Below are 17,310 nucleotides of genomic sequence, written 5' to 3'. Positions count from 1 at the left end.
ACCTCCGTAGTCTGACCAGAAACGTTCCGGCGGATGTTCAACGACGAGTACTTTATGGGAATGGCCCTTCAACAGGCGGAATACGCGTTTGAAGAAGGCGAGATTCCGGTCGGGGCCGTCGTCGTGTGCCGAAACCGGGTTATTGCCAAAGGGTATAACCAGACCGAACGGCTGACCGACGTAACGGCCCACGCCGAACTGCTGGCCCTGACGTCGGCCGAACAATTTCTGGGTTCTAAATACCTGACCGATTGCATTTTGTATGTTACTCTGGAACCGTGTCCGATGTGTGCGGGTGCGTTGTTCTGGGCGCAAATTGGGCGCATCGTTATTGGCGCTCCCGATCCTAAAAGGGGGTATTCCAATGTAAAACCGTCGCTGCTTCATCCCAAAACCCGGCTCACAACGGGCATTTTGGCCGACGAAAGTATGCACTTGCTGAGTAACTTTTTTCGAGGCTTACGAACATAAATGAAAAAGTCGCTGTTATCGCGTTTGACAACTTTCATGTATGTCTAACCTTATAACAAATCATAATATGGCTTTTGAATTAGCTCCCCTGCCTTATCCGAGCAATGCGCTGGAACCCAACATCGACCAACAGACGATGGAAATTCACCACGGCAAGCACCACAATGCGTATGTGACCAACCTCAACAATGCGGTGAAAGGCACCGAATTGGAAGGCAAGTCGATCGAAGAGCTGGTCGCCGACATCAGCAAATATCCGGTGGCAGTTCGGAATAATGGTGGAGGCCATTGGAATCATACGTTTTTCTGGGGCATTCTGTCGCCCGACGGCGGTGGTGAACCCACCGGCAAACTGGCCGACGCCATTATGCAGAAATTCGGTTCATTCGATGCGTTCAAAGAAGAATTTACCAAAGCTGCAACCACGCGTTTCGGTTCGGGCTGGGCGTGGCTGATCGTTACGGCCGACGGTGAACTCGCTGTTACCTCAACGCCAAATCAGGATAACCCGCTGATGGACATCGCCGATGTAAAAGGCACGCCCATCCTCGGTCTGGACGTGTGGGAACACGCCTATTACCTGAAATACCAGAACAAACGCCCCGACTACATTGCCGCCTGGTGGAACCTTGTCGACTGGAAAGGTGCCGACGACCGGTATACGAAAGCGGTTTAAGAAACCCAACGATGAAGGATGGATGATGAACGATGAATGAGACGGCCGAATAAAATTTCATCGCCATCATTCATCATTCATCATTTTTTATTACTTTTGCGTCATAATACGGAGGATGTAGCTCAGTTGGTTAGAGCGCCAGATTGTGGTTCTGGAGGTCGCGGGTTCGAGACCCGTCTTTCTCCCTCCCGATGGCCCTGTTTTTGACAGGGCCTTTTTTACGTCTTTTCGCTTCGTTTTTTGATCCTTTCACCCAACCACTCCGTCATGCCCGATCGATTTTACCGCCCCGTGCTGACGCTCCTCATCCTGGCCTATACCGCAGGCGTCATCGGGTTGCAAACGCCCTCGCTGGCTCCGCTCTTCCGCAGCCTGGTGCCGTATAACCTGCTGGGCTCTCTGCTGCTGTTGCTGGCGTTTCATGCCGACTGGAAACCGTCTTTCCGGTTTTACTGCATTCTGGCTATTTTATGGGGGTTTCTGATTGAGGTGCTGGGCGTTCATACCGGTTTTGTGTTTGGCAATTACGTCTACGGCGAAACCCTCGGCTGGAAGCTCTGGGAGGTTCCCGTTGTCATTGGCATTAACTGGCTGATGCTGACCTATTGCTGCGGGGTCATTTGCGATGCCTTGCCGCTCCGGGTGTATCTAAAAACGATGGTGGCGGCCTCGCTGATGGTATTGCTCGACCTCCTGATTGAGCCGGTTGCCATCCGTCTCGATTTCTGGAATTGGTTCGAAGCCGATGTCCCGATCCGAAATTACCTGGGCTGGTGGATCGTGTCGCTGATCATACTCGGCATCTGGTACGGTTTGCCTTTCCGCAAGCAAAACCGCCTGGCGCTGCCGTTACTGATTCTCCAGTTTCTGTTTTTTGCCGCCATGAATCTGGTATTCTTCCTGACTAAACCATAAACATTTTTAGTCCCAGGCAGTTATACAGGATTGATTGGCATTTATTCAATATCCGATTATTACAATTTTAAAGCCCTTGACATTGTAATATATTAGCAATCTTTGGTATCTTGTCCCTGGTTTTTTAGGGTTTAATTTGATTGAATTGCACATAATGACGATTATACGTCGCTTGTTTTTCAAATCAAATGGCTTAGGTCAACTATAATTTGTACAATTCCCATGAGTAGTTACTCGATCAAAGATCTGGAGCAGTTGTCCGGAATCAAAGCCCACACGCTTCGGATCTGGGAACAACGCTATAATATTATTTCTCCCAAGCGGACGGACACCAACATCCGCACCTACGATGACCTCGATTTGAAACTGGTTCTCAATATTTCGCTCCTGAAAGACCACGGTTTTAAAATCTCCGAGATTTCTAAAATGTCGCTGAGCGAAATGACCAGCGAGGTCATGACCATTTCGGATCGAAAGCTCAATTACCCGGATCAGATTCACGCTCTGACCATTTCGATGATCGATCTGGATGAGGAGCGTTTTGACAAAATAATCAGTACCAACATTCTCCAGTTTGGCTTCGAAAACACGATGATCCACATCATCTACCCTTTCCTCAGCCGGATTGGTACGCTCTGGGTAACGGGTTCCATTGGCCCGGCGCAGGAGCATTTCATGTCGAATCTGATTCGCCAGAAAATCATCGTTGCCATCGACGGTCAGGTGAACAAACAACACCCCTTGTCTAAAAAATACCTGCTTTTTTTACCGGAAGGCGAGTTGCACGAAATCGGGTTGCTGTTTGCCAATTATGTAATCCGGGCGCGGAACAACAAAGTGATTTACCTGGGCCAGAGTCTGCCGTTTAAGGAATTGGAATTTGCCTACAAATTGCATAAACCGGACTGTATCTTCGCGTCCATTACGTCGTCGCCCAGCAACCATGAGGTACAGCCGTATGTCGATAAATTAGCCCGCGCCTTCCCGGAGGCTCACCTGCTTTTTACGGGATATCAGGTGGTTGGCCAGGATATTCGCACCCCACCCAACACCACGATCGTCAACAACGCGGAGGATTTGATTCGGATCGCCAGCACCTGAAAAGCAGACAGCCCTAACAGGGCCGTCTGCCGGACTTTTACCGGTTCATCAGCTCATCGAACGTCAGCGAAACGTAATACATCCCGCCTACGCCTGGATTACCCCACGCCTGGGTATACAATTTGCCCAGCACATTCGTACCGCCCACTTTCAAAACCGACTTGATTCCCGGAATGCGTTTGCTCACCTGTGCGTCGAGGGAACCGAAGGCTGGAATAACGGTTTGCCGGAGCAGTGTCGCTTCAGGATTGGCAAAACTCGATTCCCACAGAAACGAATCCTGGTGCCGGAAAACAACGTTAAAACCAAAACCGCTGTTGCGAATATTACGGTTACTAACCGACAGATTGTACCGGTATTTGGGCGAATTAAAGAAGGTTACAAAACCGGTCGGCAGTTTGTCACGATCCACGAGTGCATTGTAGGCCACGTTGCCCCCAACGATGAAATTACCGGGCAGCAAATAATCGGCACTGACAGCCCAGCCCTGGTTTTTCACCTGCACGGGCGCATTGACATAGAAACCGTAGACCGTTCGCGTGGTGTTGCTCAGAAGCTGAAGCAGCGAAGCCGGGTTGTCGACCGTGGCCGGTTGGGTGCCCTGAATGGTAGCCTGAATCCCTTCAAAATTCAGGAAGCGGTTGTAATAATAATAGGCATCGATGAATAACTTATTCTTGATAAGGGACTTATACCCGATTTCATACGTCTCCACCCGCTCCGGGTCCCACTGGGCGTCCTGGTAGCGTTGCAGCAATTGCGACGCCTGTGGCAACGCCGTTCCTTTTTGCAGCGCATCGCCAAAGGCCCGAACCGACTCAATCGTATACGCCGGATTGGTTCCAAAATTGTACTTGTCCCGGAACTGCTTCAACCCACCAATTAAATGGCTGGTAGGCGTGTTCAGGTCGATGTACTGAGACTGTGCCGTCGGAATCCGGAAACCGCGCTGAAACGACGCCCGGACGTTGTGAGACTTGGCCACGGTCAAAACCGCCGACAACCGGGGGCTAAACTGCCCCTTAAAATTGCTGTTTTTATCGTACCGCACCGAACCCGTCAGCTTCAGGATTTCGGCCACGGTTTTGGAAGCCTGCGCATACCCGCCAAACTCATTGATCCGGTACTCATTGTTCTTTTCATCGAGCGCGAAAATGGTTCCGCTGGAATTCAGGGCGTACTGGCGGTAATTTCCACCCACCAGAATTTCGACCGTTTTCGGATCGATCAGCCTGGTGAAGTTGTACATAAACTCCCCGTGGTAGAGGTTCGTTTTGTCCATAAATTTCGCCCCGAGGTTGGGCAATGAACCGGGCAGCGGCCGCCCCGTCACCGTCGTCAAAGCCTGGTTGAATGGTTCCGTTCCCGGCAAAAACCGCCCCTGATCGGCGGTGGTGCGGGCGGTAGTGTGCAAGGTGCCGGAAACCGCATTCACGGCGTTGAGCGCGGTTTGATAGGCTGTGGCCGGATTGGTGGCCAGCGCCTGCTGGAGCGCCGTGCTGAAGGTTTGCAAAGCGCCACCGGCGTAGGCAAACGCATACTGCGGGAACCACGACCCCACTAAATTGCTCTGGTCCAGGCTGGGCTTCCAGGCTTCGTTGATGCCCTGCCCCAAAATCCCGATGGCAAACGAATCGCCGGAACGTTCCTGGGTGGTGTAGCCCCGGATGAAAAAGTTGGACCCGCGTAATTCGGCTTTATACTGACCAATGCTGAAACCTTTAATATAATAGCGGTCCTGACCGGTATAGGCGGTTGTACCGCTTCCCCAGTTGCCTTGCAAAATAGCCTCCAGATTGTCGTTGATGCGGTAATGGAGCGCGCCGTTTAGCTTCAGACTACTGACTTTGTAATTGATCAGATCGCCTTCGTGGTAGCCCGTTCGGGAAACCGTTACGTTGGGCAGCAGCACATCGTTGACGATCTGCGTAGCCGGTATTTTTGTGGCCGCCGAAAGTTGGTTGACACCGCCGATGATGCGGGCCAGGTCCGGCGAAATCAGGGCGATCTGGGCAACGGGAAGCGGCAAAAGCTGCGCTACTGTGCTTTGAAAAGCGTTCAGATTGGCACTGGCGTCACCGTAAACGTTAATGCCGTCATATCCCGGATTGTTCTGCCGGTTGCCATTTCCCAGCGTAAAACCGTTCGCAAAACCCTGGTCGCGGGTGTCGGTAGCCTGCCAGTCGGTTGCGCTGATATAGGAAGCACTGAGCTTGAAAGCCAGCCGGTTGTTGAATGCTTTGGCGTAGCGAATGCCCGCATCGTAAAAAGGCGTGGTGGCCGTTCTGCGGTTGCTGGCCGACATAATACCGGTTTTGGCATACGCGCTCAAGCCCTGGTACTGAAACGGATTTTTGCTCGTCATCAGCAGCAACCCGTTGATCGCGTTCGGACCATAGAGTGCCGAAGCCGCGCCGGGCAGCAGTTCGACGCTTTCGACGTCCAGTTCTGACATACCAGCAATGTTGCCGACCGAAAAGTTCAGCCCCGGCGCCTGGTTGTCCATGCCGTCGACCAACTGTACCACCCGCGTGTTGCCATTGGCACTAAACCCCCGCACGTTCACCGACCGGAACATCAAACTCTGGGTGCTCATGTCGACGCCTTTCAGGTTAAGCAGGGCATCGTAGAAGGTGGCGGCTGGTGCCGACTGAATGGCCCGAATGTCCATTTTCTCGACCGAAACCGGCGATTGCATCACACTTTCTTCCACCCGTGATGCCGACACAATCACCTCCTGCCCCAGCATCACCTGCTCGCTCAGCTCGATTTTCAATGCCGACTGGTTGCCAACCGCAATTTCCCGGGTTTGAAAACCCACCGACGAAACCACCACGGTTAATGGGCCCGAAGCGGAGGTCGTTAAGGAAAATTGCCCTTTGGCATCGGTAATAGTACCGGCCACCGTTCCCTTTATGGTGATACTCACCCCGATCAGGGGAATTTTGGTGTTGCTTTCAGTTACCGTTCCTGAAATTTTTGTTTGTGCAAAACAACTTATGGTAACCAAGAAATGGAATACAACGGCAAAGGCAAGCTGAGTACTGCTTTTTTTCATAATCACGGCCAGTTAAACAACGGTTCATACGTTCCTGAAAGGGGAACGGGAGAAAATTACAATAAATGCCAAAAATTAGCACAAACCCGTGATTAAATTGTTAAATTATTATTCAAACAATTGAATATCAATAGATTAACAAATTAAGTTTTTATGTAGGCAAGCCGTATTGACCCTGAATACCGGGCTGATCCATATACGTTCTTCACTGGTTTTTATCCATTGCCCACCCTGCAGTGTTCATTTAACGAAATCATGACCTCTCTCCGACCGCATTAATTTTACGATTGCGTACATTTGTCCGATAATTCGATTTGGTGTTTCGATAAGAAAGTCCCGTCTTAACTAACTTTTTAACGCATTCCTTGTAGTTTAGGAACCCCTTCTTCAATTTAGAGGGTTAATCCCATACACAGAATTCTTCACTATGAACCATACCTATGTCGTTATCATGGCTGGCGGAGTCGGAACCCGCTTCTGGCCGTTTAGTCGTACCAACAACCCCAAGCAATTTCACGACGTTCTTGGAACCGGAAAGTCGCTCCTTCAGCAAACCGCCGACCGCTTCGAGGGAATCTGCCCGAAAGAGCATATTTATATTGTGACCAGCGCCGAGTACCAGCAACTGGTGAAAGAACAACTCCCGTATCTCAGCGACGATCAGATTCTGTGTGAACCCGTCCGCCGGAATACCGCTCCCTGCATTGCCTACGCAGCCTACAAAATTGCCCAGCAGGATCCCGAAGCCAACATGGTCGTTGCGCCGGCCGACCATATTATTTTGAAAGAAGAGGAGTTCAGAGACACGATCCGGATTGCGCTGGCAGCCACAGCCACCCAGGATATTCTGGTTACGCTCGGCATCCAGCCCAGCCGCCCCGATACCGGTTATGGCTACATCCAGTATATCCCGGACTCGGACAATCAAGGCAGTAAAAAGGTGAAGACGTTCACCGAAAAACCGCACCTGGAGCTGGCCAAACAGTTTGTGGAAAGTGGAGAATTTGTCTGGAATGCCGGTATTTTTGTCTGGAACGTACAGGCCGTTCGCAAAGCCTTCGAGAGCTACATGCCCGAAACGGCGGAGATTTTTGCCGAGGGCGACGAGTGGTATTTCACCGAAAAGGAGCATTCGTTTATCAACAAAGCCTATTCGCTATGCAAAAACATCTCCATCGACAACGGTATTATGGAAAAAGCCGGCAACGTTTATGTCGTGCTGAGTGATTTTGGCTGGTCGGATTTGGGAACATGGAAGTCGCTGTATGAAGTATCCGAAAAAGACGAGAATGAAAACGTCACGGACGGTACCCACATGCTCTACAATACCAACAACAGCATCATCAAAACACCCAAAGGCAAACTGGTCGTTATCAGTGGCTTAGAAGGCTACATCGTCGCCGAATTTGACGGTGTTCTGATGATCTGCCCCAAAGACGAAGAACAAAAAGTGAAAGAGTTCGTGGCCGATGCCAAGAATCATGGAATACACTTTGTGTAGGGAGTGATGAATTAGGAATGATGAACGATGAATGGGGCTAACGCACGTAATTCATCGTTCATCATTCCCTACTAAAAATGTTTCCATCCCTGCGCCTTGATCTGCGTATATTGCCCCGCTTTGGTGGCCAGCAGAATCGATTCCGGTTTGTCGGTGAGGTAGCCGATGGGCGTGATGCGGGCGTGGTTTTTTAGTTTCTCGAACTCCTGAGGACGGATCGTAAACAGCAGTTCGTAGTCTTCTCCACCATTTAAAGCCGCCGTGATGGGGCTGATGTTCAGTTCGGTAGCGGCCAAATACGTCACATCGTCGATCGGCAGGTTTTCGTCGAAAATAACCGCCCCGGTTTTGGATTGCGTGCAGATGTGAATCAATTCCGACGCCAGGCCATCCGACACGTCAATCATCGCCGTTGGCACGATGCCCAGATCCCGGAGTTCATACACAATGTCGGTGCGCGCGGAAGGCCGAAGCTGGCGTTCCAGCACATACGATCTGTCTTCGCTGATTTCGGGCTGCATGGTGGGATCCGCCAGAAAAACCTGTTTTTCCCGTTCCAGCAGTTGCAATCCGCAGAAAGCCGCTCCCAGATCGCCCGTCACGCAGATGACGTCGTTGGGCTGGGCGGTGTTGCGGTACGTGATTTTATCCCGTTCTACGCGGCCCGTGACGGTTACTGAAATAACCAGTCCCGAACGCGAAGACGTGGTATCGCCCCCAATCAAATCGACCTGATAAGCTTCGCAGGCGGCTTTGATCCCTTCGTACAACTCCTCTACAGCTTCGACCGAAAACCGGTTGCTGAGGGCCACGCTCACCGTAATTTGCAGAGGAATTCCGTTCATGGCGGCAATGTCGGAGACGTTGACCGCAACGGCTTTGAATCCCAGGTGTTTCAGGGGCGTATAGGCCAGATCGAAGTGAACGCCTTCCAGCAGCATGTCGGTGGAAAGGAGCAGGTAGTCCGGCCCACCGGTATCGATCACGGCGGCATCGTCGCCAATACCGCGTACGGTTTCGGGTTGGGAAGTTTGGCCAAACGCCCGGTTGATGCGATCGATCAGGGCAATTTCGCCCAGAGAATCCAGTTCGGTTCGTGTATTCATACTGATACTAAAGCAAAAAAGCCGCTTTCGGTTCGAAAACGGCGAAATATACGGCGCAATTCCCGGTTGATCCCAACCCGGAACCGGACAGATCTATGGATTGGCCAGGGTATATTTGTTGGTGGTGCCGCCGGTTTTGCGGTCTGCCGTTGTCCGGGTCAGTTCCAGGGAGGTTTCAGTAGCCGTGCCGATGTTGAATTCAATGGTTGGCCCATCGGTCGGTGCCGGGCTCAGGCTCTTCAGAATGAGCTTGGTATCGCCCTGCAATTCGTATTGCCCGGTCGATGTAAACCCATCGACCTGTTTGATCACCACGGTGGGTGGATTGCTCAAATCCAGTGAATATTGCGAATAGCCCGGCTTGACATTGCTGGTTCCGCCTTTGGTATAAACCACCACGTTGTTTTCCTCCACTTTTTGCGCCGTCCAGTTTTTCTTGATCCGGTCCGAAAGCGGGGTCGTCTTGTCTTTGTTGCAGCCGGTTAAAACCGCAAACAAGGTCAACACGGCAACAAAGGCGATTGGTGTAGTTTTTTTCATAAAACGTAAAAATTTAAAGACGCGACTGTGTTCATTAGTAAGCGGTTAAAGTTAAGTGTTTTTACGAAATCCCTGTATAAACTTCTCGGTAAAGTTGCATTTTTGCCGACTGAACTGTTGATAAGTCCATGAATGTTGGCAAAGAGGATACGCTGAAAGAATACACCCGCTCGCAACTCGCGCTCCGAAACGGCTCCGACCGCGACGAAATCTGGTGTGCGTACCAGGGCATTATTTACGATGTATCACCAAGCCGACTCTGGCGAAACGGAAAACATTATGAACATTGGGCCGGCCAGGATCTCACCGACGAACTGCCCGATGCGCCCCACGGCGAATGGGTGTTTGGGCGTTTCAAACCGGTCGGAAAATTAATCAGTTAACCAGCAACTCACAGTCCGAATATGATACTCATCGCAGACAGCGGCTCCACCAAAACCGATTGGCGAACCATCGACACCACCGGCCGGGTAGACCAGGCCCGCACCATTGGGTTCAATCCCTATTACCAGGACAGTGCTGCCATCGCTGCCGAACTGCAAACCAGTTTGTTACCAACCATTCAAGAAACGGTGACGGACGTTTTTTATTACGGAACCGGTTGCAACAGCGAAGAATCGTGCGGGGTGGTCGAGAAGGCCATTCGGGCGGTTTTTCCGGATGCACAGAACGTCCAGGTCAGCAGCGATTTGCTGGGAGCGGCCCGTGCCCTGTGCCACCACAACGCCGGGATTGCCTGCATTCTGGGAACCGGCTCCAATGCCTGCCTCTACGACGGCCGCGACATTGTGCAACTGAGCGGTTCGTTGGCCTTCTGGCTGGGCGACGAAGGCAGTGGCGGCTATCTGGGCAAAACGCTGGTGGTTCGGTATCTCCACGACCAGCTCCCGCCGGAATTAGCGGAGAAATTCCGGAAACGTTACCCCAAAGTCGACCGGTTAACGGTGTTGGATCATGCCTATAAACAGCCTTTTCCAAACCGGTATTTTGCGTCTTTCTCCAAATTTCTGTTCGACAACCGGAGCCATCCGGTCGCGTATCAGATGGTCTACGACGCCTTCAGCCTGTTTTTCGATACCTACATCCGCAAATTTGCCGATGCCAAAAACCTGCCGATCCATTTCGTCGGCTCGGTGGCCTTCTATTACAGTGATATTCTGCGGCAGGTGGCCAATGACAAAGGCCTGAGCGTTCGGCACATTCTGGAAACACCCATCGCCGGGCTGACGCTCTACCACCAGGATGCCGAGTCGTTACTGTCTGGTAAATAAGGCAGTCTTTTACTGGAAAAACCAAAAAAGCGACGGACATCCGTCGCTTTTTTGGTTTGTAATCTTTTCTCTCAGGTCTATCGTCTTGCCTCTGAACCTATTGCTTCAACACCTTGATCACTTTCAACACTCCCTCGCCATTGTCGACCCGGAGGAAGTACAAACCGGTCGGCAGTTGCAGGGTTTTAACGTTGAGAACGGCCTTGCGCTGGACGGTATTGATCGTGTTGTCCTGCAATTCCCACTGATTTCCGGTTGTTGACGAAAGCGAAAACCGGTAAGGAGTTGGCGTAGAAGACGGCAGGGTCAGGTTGATTTCTTCCCGAACCGGGTTGGGATACACCAGCCACGCGTCACCGTCAGTTTCGGCATTGTCGGTGATGCTCTGAACGGCGATCCGGCCACCGCCCGGTACGAACGAGAAGGCGATGTTTTTGGTGATAATCGTTTCCCCACTGCCATTGGCTCCCGTGAAAGCCGCCAGCCGAAGCACATACGCGCCGGTCTGTGGTTTGAAACCGTCGTCGTCGCCGAACAGGCCAAACGGTGACTGGTTATCAACGTAGTTGTTCTGCGAGGTACCGGTCAATTCGAAGGAAATACTGCCCACCGGCACGTTCGAGGTGCAGAAGAAATTGACCCGGTCCGGCAAATTGGCAATCCCGATCGAGCTGTTGTTGAGCAACTCCTGAATAACCTGGCGGGACGCTGCGTTGCCGGCCTTCATCAACTGAACCGTTAACTGAGGCTCCCGAACCGTGAGCTTGAACGTAATGCTGCTGCTTTTCTGGTCGGGACCCGTGCTTTTCACCGTTACGATGTACTCTCCGGCCGTTTGCGGTTTTCCGCTGGAGGTCCGGTTGGCCGCGTTGTAAGTAATGCCATCCGGTAAACCGGTCACCTCAAGCTGAACCCCGGCACCGGCTTCCGGCAGCGTAAAGGTGTGGAACAGCCCTTTGGTGATGATCTGGTCGCTGATGGGGCTTTTGCCGTCAGCGCAGGCCGTTGTATAGGTGTATTTCACCACCTTCTGGCTTTGCCGGGCTTCAATATCGAACGTGCTTCCCTTCCGCATGGTGAGGTAAAGCGTATGGGTCGAGGTCGTCGTCCAGTCGGTCACACCAACGGCCCGGTATTCGATCAGCGTGTTGTCACCCCCGCTGGTGCGGAAGGTAATTCGGCCGGTCTGGCAATCGTAGTCCGGTGCCAGCACAACCAGCGCCGGGCTGGTCGGGGTGGTGGGCGTGGTGGCGGCCGGATTGACCGTCAGCGTGATTTCGATGCTGGTTTTGGCGTTCTGCGCATCGGTAGCCGTGTAGGTCAGTTTGTAGCTGCCGGCGGTCGTTGGCGTACCGCTCAGGCCCCGGCTGTTCACATCGAACGACAATCCAGCCGGTTGGCCGCTCAGCGCATAGGTCAGCGTGTTTCCCTCGGGATCGGTGAAAACCGGCAGTTGCGTTAAGTAAGCAACCGCAACCGTGGCCGTCAAACTCAACGGAGCTGGTGCCACCGGAGGCTGATTGGTAGTCGGCGTGGTCGGCGTGGTGTTGCCGGTGCAGGTCAGCGTCTTGGGCGAGCCTTTCAGCAGATACGTGGTTCCCTGAACCCGCGCCCAAACCGAGTAGGTCTGGTTGTTCTTCAGTTCGTCGGCCGTATTCCAGAGATACCCGTGGCTGCCATTGCCTTTGCCACTGTCTTTCAAATCCTGACGGAATACGCTGGCTTCGGTGGTCCCCACCAGTTTGGCAGATTCCAGTGTGCTGCCCACCAGAAATTCAAGAACCAGGGGCGTATTGGGGCGGTTGGCGTCCCAAACCCAGCCGGAAATGTTCTGACAACTCACCAGATCCAGATAGCCTTCAAAGTTCCCGCTCACCGGGCTGGTTGGCGTCGTCGGCGTTGGTGGTGTCGTGGAGGCTGCATTAACCGTCAGCGAGATCTCGATGCTGGTTTTGGCATTCTGATTATCGGTAGCCGTGTAGGTCAGTTTGTAGCTGCCGGGGGTGGTCGGGGTGCCACTCAGCCCCCGGCTGTTCACATCGAATGCCAGGCCCGTCGGTTGACCGCTCAGCGTATAGGTTAGTGCGCTTCCCTCAGGATCGGTAAAACCCGGCAATTGCGTTAAGTAAGCGGTATTGGCGGTGGCCGTTAAACTCGACAGAGTCGGCGCCACCGGGGGTTGATTCGTCCCCGGCGTGGTGGGAGTCGATGGCGTGGTCGGACTACCGGCACAGGTCAAGGTTTTGGGGGAGCCTTTCAGCAAATAGGTTGTTCCCTGAATCCGGCCCCAGATCGAATAGGTCTGGTTGTTCTTCAGTTCATCGGTCGTATTCCAGAGATACCCGTGGCTGCCGTTGCCCTTTCCTTTGTCTTTCAAATCCTGACGGAACAGGCCGGCAACCGTGGTGCCAACCAGCTTGGCCGACTCCAGCGTGCTGCCCACCAGGAACTCGATCGTCAGGGGCGTATTAGGCAGATTGGCATCCCACACCCAGCCCGCGATGCTGGCACAGCTTACCACATCCAGAAAACCTTCGAAATTACCACTCACGGGGTTCGTTGGTGTGGTTGGGGTCGTTGGCGTAGTGGGTGGGGTTACACCCGAACCGGTAACCGTCAGCGTAATCTCAATGCTGGTTTTGGCACTCTGGCTATCCGTTGCTGTATACGTCAGCTTGTAAACTCCCGGAGTTGTCGGTGTTCCACCAAATCCCCGGGTCAGGCGATCAAATTGTAACCCCGCGGGGATTCCCGTCAATTCATACGTCAGCGGTCCCGCGTCGATGAATACCGGCAAAATCGTCAGGTAAGCCACATTAGCCGCAGCGGTTAAGGTCGACAGACTTGGTGGTACCGGTGGTTGATTGGTCGATGGGTCCGTTGGGGTGTTCGGTGTTGACGTACCACTGCAGGTCAGGGTCTTGGGTGAGCCTTTCAGCAAATAGGTCGTTCCCTGAACCCGGGCCCAGATCGAGTAGGTCTGGTTATTCTTCAGGTCCTCCGGCACATCCCAGCGATAGCCGTGACTGCCGTTGCCTTTGCCACTGTCTTTCAAATCCTGGCGGAACAGGCCGGCAACCGTGGTTCCGACCAGTTTGGCGGATTCCAGCGTGCTACCGACCAGAAACTCAATCGTCAGGGGCGTATTAGGCAGATTGGCATCCCACACCCAGCCCGCAATGTTCGCACAGTTCACCACATCCAGATAGCCTTCAAAACTGCCATTCGTCGGATTGGTTGGTCGGGCAATGACCAGCAGATTGAACGCCAGCGAACCAATTTCGCTCCCTTTGTCATCCGTAGCCTTAATGATCAGCCGTGTAGCACCGGTTTTTGCAGGCGACCCGGAGATAATCCGGGTTGCCGTATTGTACGTCAACCCATCGGGCAGTCCAGTAACGACATAGCTAACACCGGCACCGGGATCAGGCAGGGCGTACGAATACGCTTCCCCCACGAAAATGGTCTGGTCGGCCAGCGTCGACGAACCCGGTGGCGAACAGGTCGTCGTGTAGGTGTAACTCACTTCGCGGTCGCCCTGGCGAGCCAGTAACCGGAGTTCCGTTCCGCTCAATTGATTAGCCGCAAGCGTAAACGTCGGGTTGGTGTTCCAGTCGGCAAAACCCGGGATCGAGTAGGTCAGGGCGCTCCCGTTGCCGCCTTCGGTGCGAAGGGTGATTCTACCCGTCTGGCAGTTCAGGGTGGGTGCAATCATCACCAGGGGCTGAGAGGCATTCTCCCGAATGGTGATCACAAAGGCATCTTCGGCCTTGCCACCCCGCTCATCGGTAACCGTAATGGTAACGGTGGTTGCACCGGCTTTGGTTGGAGTGCCCGAAATGGCCCGGGTGTTTCTATCAAACGCCAGCCCTTCGGGTAAAGCACTGGCCGCCATCACGACGGTTGTTGAGGTCTGGAAGGTTTCCGCCGGAATTTTCAGAATCAGAAACTGGCCAATCGGATACGACTGATCGCTCATCGGTTTGGCAACCGTTGGCGGCTCATAGCCTTTGCAAGGCGTTGTGTAGGTAAATCTCACTTCTTTACCACTCTGCCGGGCCTGAATATCGAGGGTCGAGCCATTCCGGAGCCAGGGGGCTACGGTGAAAGTGCTGTTGCCCGTCCATTCCGTAATACCGGCCGCCCGGAACTCAACCGCCGTGCCATCGCCCCCACTCGTACGGAATTTGATTTCACCGGTCACGCAATCCATGGTTGGCTCCAGAATCACCAGTTGGGACGTGGAGCTGCCGTTGTTGATGGTCAGCCGGAATTCGGTCGTCACACTGGCGCCCTTGTTATCGTTGGCTTTTACTTTCACCGTAACCGTACCGGCCGTAACCGGTGTTCCCCTGATGGTCCGGCTATCGGCTTCATACGTGAAGCCATTGGTCAGGCCCGACACTTCCAGGCTCGTAATCTGGCCGTCCGGATCGGTGAAGGTTTCGTTTGGAATGGTGTAGCTGAAACTCTGGCCGACGGTGGCTGTCTGGGCCGGAATGGTTCTGCTGACCACCGGTGCTTTGTTGACGTCGTCCTGTTTGGTAACCGTCAGTTTGAAACTCGTCGAAACGCTGGTTCCTTTGTCGTCGGTGGCCTTGAGAGTAATGGTGGAAACGCCTTCGTTAGTCGGTTTGCCGCTGATCGTCAGCGTTTCGGCGTTGTAGGACAGTCCGCCCGGCAGATCCGAAGCATTGACACTGACTATCCGTCCATCCGGGTCTTTAAATGTTTCGTCCGGGATCCGGAACGAATACTCCAGCCCAACGAGTGCCGTACGATCCTGAATCGGTTGCGAAACCACCGGTGCCTGGTTAGCATTCGGCCCCTGCACGGTAATCTGGAACTGCGTCGTTACCGGCGAATTTTTATTGTCAACGGCCCGAACCGTCACCGTGATCGTGCCGGTCCCGTTGGGCGTTCCCGAAATCGTGACGCCGTTGGCCGACAGCCCCAGAGCCGGCAAGCCGGAGGTAACCTCTACTTTGGTGATGGAACCGTCGGGATCTTCGAAGGTGGACGGGGGAATGCTGAATTCAAACGGTTTTTCCACGTAGGCCGTCTGGTTCGGAATGGTCTGCCGAACGCGCGGATCCTGGTTGGCATTGTCTTCCAGCCAGTCTTCGTTGATGGTGATGTTAACGGCCCGGCGTCCGTTCTGAAAATATTGCCTCGACCACTGGTCACCGGCGCGGCCCTCGGGGTCGGAGACATCATCTCTGACCATCGATGACAATTTGTAGCTGGTGCTGCTGGCGGGTTGTACCTGCGTAACCGGCTGCGTGAGCAACCCCCGGCTTACGACCTGCTGAATCACCTGGTTCAGCGCGGGACGGGCGTCCCAGCCCGCAAAGTTAGCGAGCGTAACCAGTCGGGCACCGTGCTCGAAACTTTCGGCCACCTGGTCGTAGAAACGCGAAACCGGCACACTGGCCTGGTACATGCCATCCACTTCATTACAAATCCAGGCGCCCGGCCGAACATTGCTCCGGGCCACATCGATCGAAAAACGGTGGTTGTAGTCGGGTCCATCGTTGATTTTAAGACCGTCCGAGTTTTGACCCAGGTTTTTGAAAGCGAACGTCGACCGCAACCCACTCTGGCGATCCCAGACGCAACCATGCTGGTTAACCACCTGAATCGATCCGTTGACTTCTTTGATGGTTCGCGTCGTTTCATCCAGAAACCGCTTCAGCATCAGGTGGCGGAAAACGTACCAGTCTTCCCCCCAACGCCCGCGGCCGAACGAGATGTAGGGGTCACTCTGGTTGTAGGGCGTTGGCGTAACCGCGTCCCAGCGACTGAAGTCACTTCCCCAGCGCCGGTTCAACGCATCCAGCGAAAACCGCCCCTGCAACCACTGCCGGAATCCCTGTTTCATGGGCTCACTGTAGTCGAAGGGAATGGGGTAGGTCGAGTCTCCGCGTTGGTTCCGGGGCGAATATTCCGCTTCCTGAATTGGGGAAGCGGTGGCCGACATAAACAGCAGTTGATCCTGATCCTGTAAATACTGGTAATGCTGCGCCACCTGCCGGACAAAATCTTTGGCGAGTTCGAGCGTTTGCTGGTGGGCAAAACTAAACTGGACAGCCCCCCCAAAATTCATGACCGTGTTGTCGGCGGCCACCATGGCTTCAGAATTGGAATAGAACCCGCCGAGCGATTGCGGTTCGCGGGCCAGGTGAACCCGGATGGCGACCTTCATGCCCATCCGAAGCGCGGTATTGACGTGGGAATCGACAACCCGCCAGTTGGGAGCGCTGTTGCGGGTGGGATACACCTTGTCCCAGTGTACGGAAATTTCGGCGGCATTACAGCCCATCCGGCCCGCATTTTCGATTATTTCATCGTCTTTCGACGGGTCGGTTTCGTAGTTGAAAACCACAATGGCCAGGTAACGCTGGCGTTCCGGGATTTTAGGTGCTGAAGCCGGGCGGGTCGATGGCTCAGTTCCGCCATCCGCCATTGCGCTCGTGTACACCAATCCGAAAAACAACAAGAAATGGATAAAGGTTACAGTCAAATTCCTGATCATCAGTGCGATGGGCTATATTTTACTTCGTTTTTCAGCTTGATAAGGTTACAAAAAATCTTAGACGCGGGGAAAATTCCACGTATCCGCAAAATTCGGCACTCATCAATGGCTAAGTTCGGTCTGTCGATTTCAACGC

At 53.5% G+C, this 17,310-nt stretch carries 11 protein-coding genes and 1 tRNA gene; 8 read left to right on the top strand and 4 right to left on the bottom strand.

The features are described 5' to 3' along the window. Window positions 1–33: 33 nt before the first annotated feature. The 5 genes from F0P93_RS18460 (at window position 34) to F0P93_RS18440 (ending at window position 3,163) form a co-directional block, all read left to right on the top strand. Window positions 34–471 carry a nucleoside deaminase gene (locus F0P93_RS18460; RefSeq protein ID WP_150878510.1) on the top strand — a complete coding sequence of 146 codons (438 nt, stop codon included), beginning with the start codon at window positions 34–36 and terminating at the stop codon, window positions 469–471. A gap of 67 nt (window positions 472–538) precedes the next feature. Then, on the top strand, window positions 539–1,147 hold the full coding sequence (locus tag F0P93_RS18455) for a superoxide dismutase (RefSeq protein ID WP_150878508.1): 609 nt from the start codon (window positions 539–541) through the stop codon (window positions 1,145–1,147). 110 nt (window positions 1,148–1,257) lie between these two features. Continuing rightward, a tRNA-His gene (locus F0P93_RS18450) sits at window positions 1,258–1,333 on the top strand. A gap of 81 nt (window positions 1,334–1,414) precedes the next feature. Further along, window positions 1,415–2,062 (top strand): carotenoid biosynthesis protein, encoded by a 648-nt coding sequence (locus F0P93_RS18445; protein ID WP_150878506.1) that lies wholly within the window; start codon window positions 1,415–1,417, stop codon window positions 2,060–2,062. 222 nt (window positions 2,063–2,284) lie between these two features. Beyond that, entirely contained in the window at window positions 2,285–3,163 is an 879-nt protein-coding gene (locus F0P93_RS18440; RefSeq protein WP_150878504.1) for a MerR family transcriptional regulator, read from the top strand. 37 nt (window positions 3,164–3,200) lie between these two features. Here the strand turns inward: F0P93_RS18440 and F0P93_RS18435 are convergent, their stop codons facing one another. Continuing rightward, entirely contained in the window at window positions 3,201–6,221 is a 3,021-nt protein-coding gene (locus tag F0P93_RS18435) for a TonB-dependent receptor (RefSeq protein ID WP_150878502.1), read from the bottom strand. Window positions 6,222–6,648: 427 nt separating this feature from the next. Between F0P93_RS18435 and F0P93_RS18430 the strand changes: the two genes are divergently transcribed. Beyond that, complete coding sequence (locus F0P93_RS18430; protein WP_138995071.1) at window positions 6,649–7,722, top strand: mannose-1-phosphate guanylyltransferase; 1,074 nt, start codon at window positions 6,649–6,651, stop codon at window positions 7,720–7,722. A gap of 71 nt (window positions 7,723–7,793) precedes the next feature. On the opposite strand, the gene thiL is transcribed toward F0P93_RS18430, so the two are convergent. Then, the gene (thiL, locus tag F0P93_RS18425) at window positions 7,794–8,828 is read right to left on the bottom strand and encodes a thiamine-phosphate kinase (RefSeq protein WP_150878500.1); all 1,035 of its coding nucleotides are present in this window, start codon (window positions 8,826–8,828) and stop codon (window positions 7,794–7,796) included. Window positions 8,829–8,921: 93 nt separating this feature from the next. Further along, entirely contained in the window at window positions 8,922–9,368 is a 447-nt protein-coding gene (locus tag F0P93_RS18420) for a hypothetical protein (protein ID WP_138995073.1), read from the bottom strand. Window positions 9,369–9,496: 128 nt separating this feature from the next. Here F0P93_RS18420 and F0P93_RS18415 point away from each other — a divergent pair, with 128 nt between their 5' ends. Beyond that, window positions 9,497–9,751, top strand: coding sequence for a cytochrome b5 domain-containing protein (locus tag F0P93_RS18415; RefSeq protein ID WP_138995074.1), 255 nt, complete (start codon window positions 9,497–9,499; stop codon window positions 9,749–9,751). 21 nt (window positions 9,752–9,772) lie between these two features. Next, complete coding sequence (locus F0P93_RS18410; RefSeq protein ID WP_150878498.1) at window positions 9,773–10,639, top strand: N-acetylglucosamine kinase; 867 nt, start codon at window positions 9,773–9,775, stop codon at window positions 10,637–10,639. Window positions 10,640–10,736: 97 nt separating this feature from the next. Here the strand turns inward: F0P93_RS18410 and F0P93_RS18405 are convergent, their stop codons facing one another. Beyond that, window positions 10,737–17,174 (bottom strand): putative Ig domain-containing protein, encoded by a 6,438-nt coding sequence (locus F0P93_RS18405; RefSeq protein WP_150878496.1) that lies wholly within the window; start codon window positions 17,172–17,174, stop codon window positions 10,737–10,739. Between the last annotated feature and the right edge of the window lie 136 nt (window positions 17,175–17,310).

This window comes from Larkinella humicola (genome assembly GCF_008727875.1).
GTDB classification, from domain to species: domain Bacteria; phylum Bacteroidota; class Bacteroidia; order Cytophagales; family Spirosomataceae; genus Larkinella; species Larkinella humicola.
This window is presented reverse-complemented; position numbering and strand designations above follow the sequence as displayed.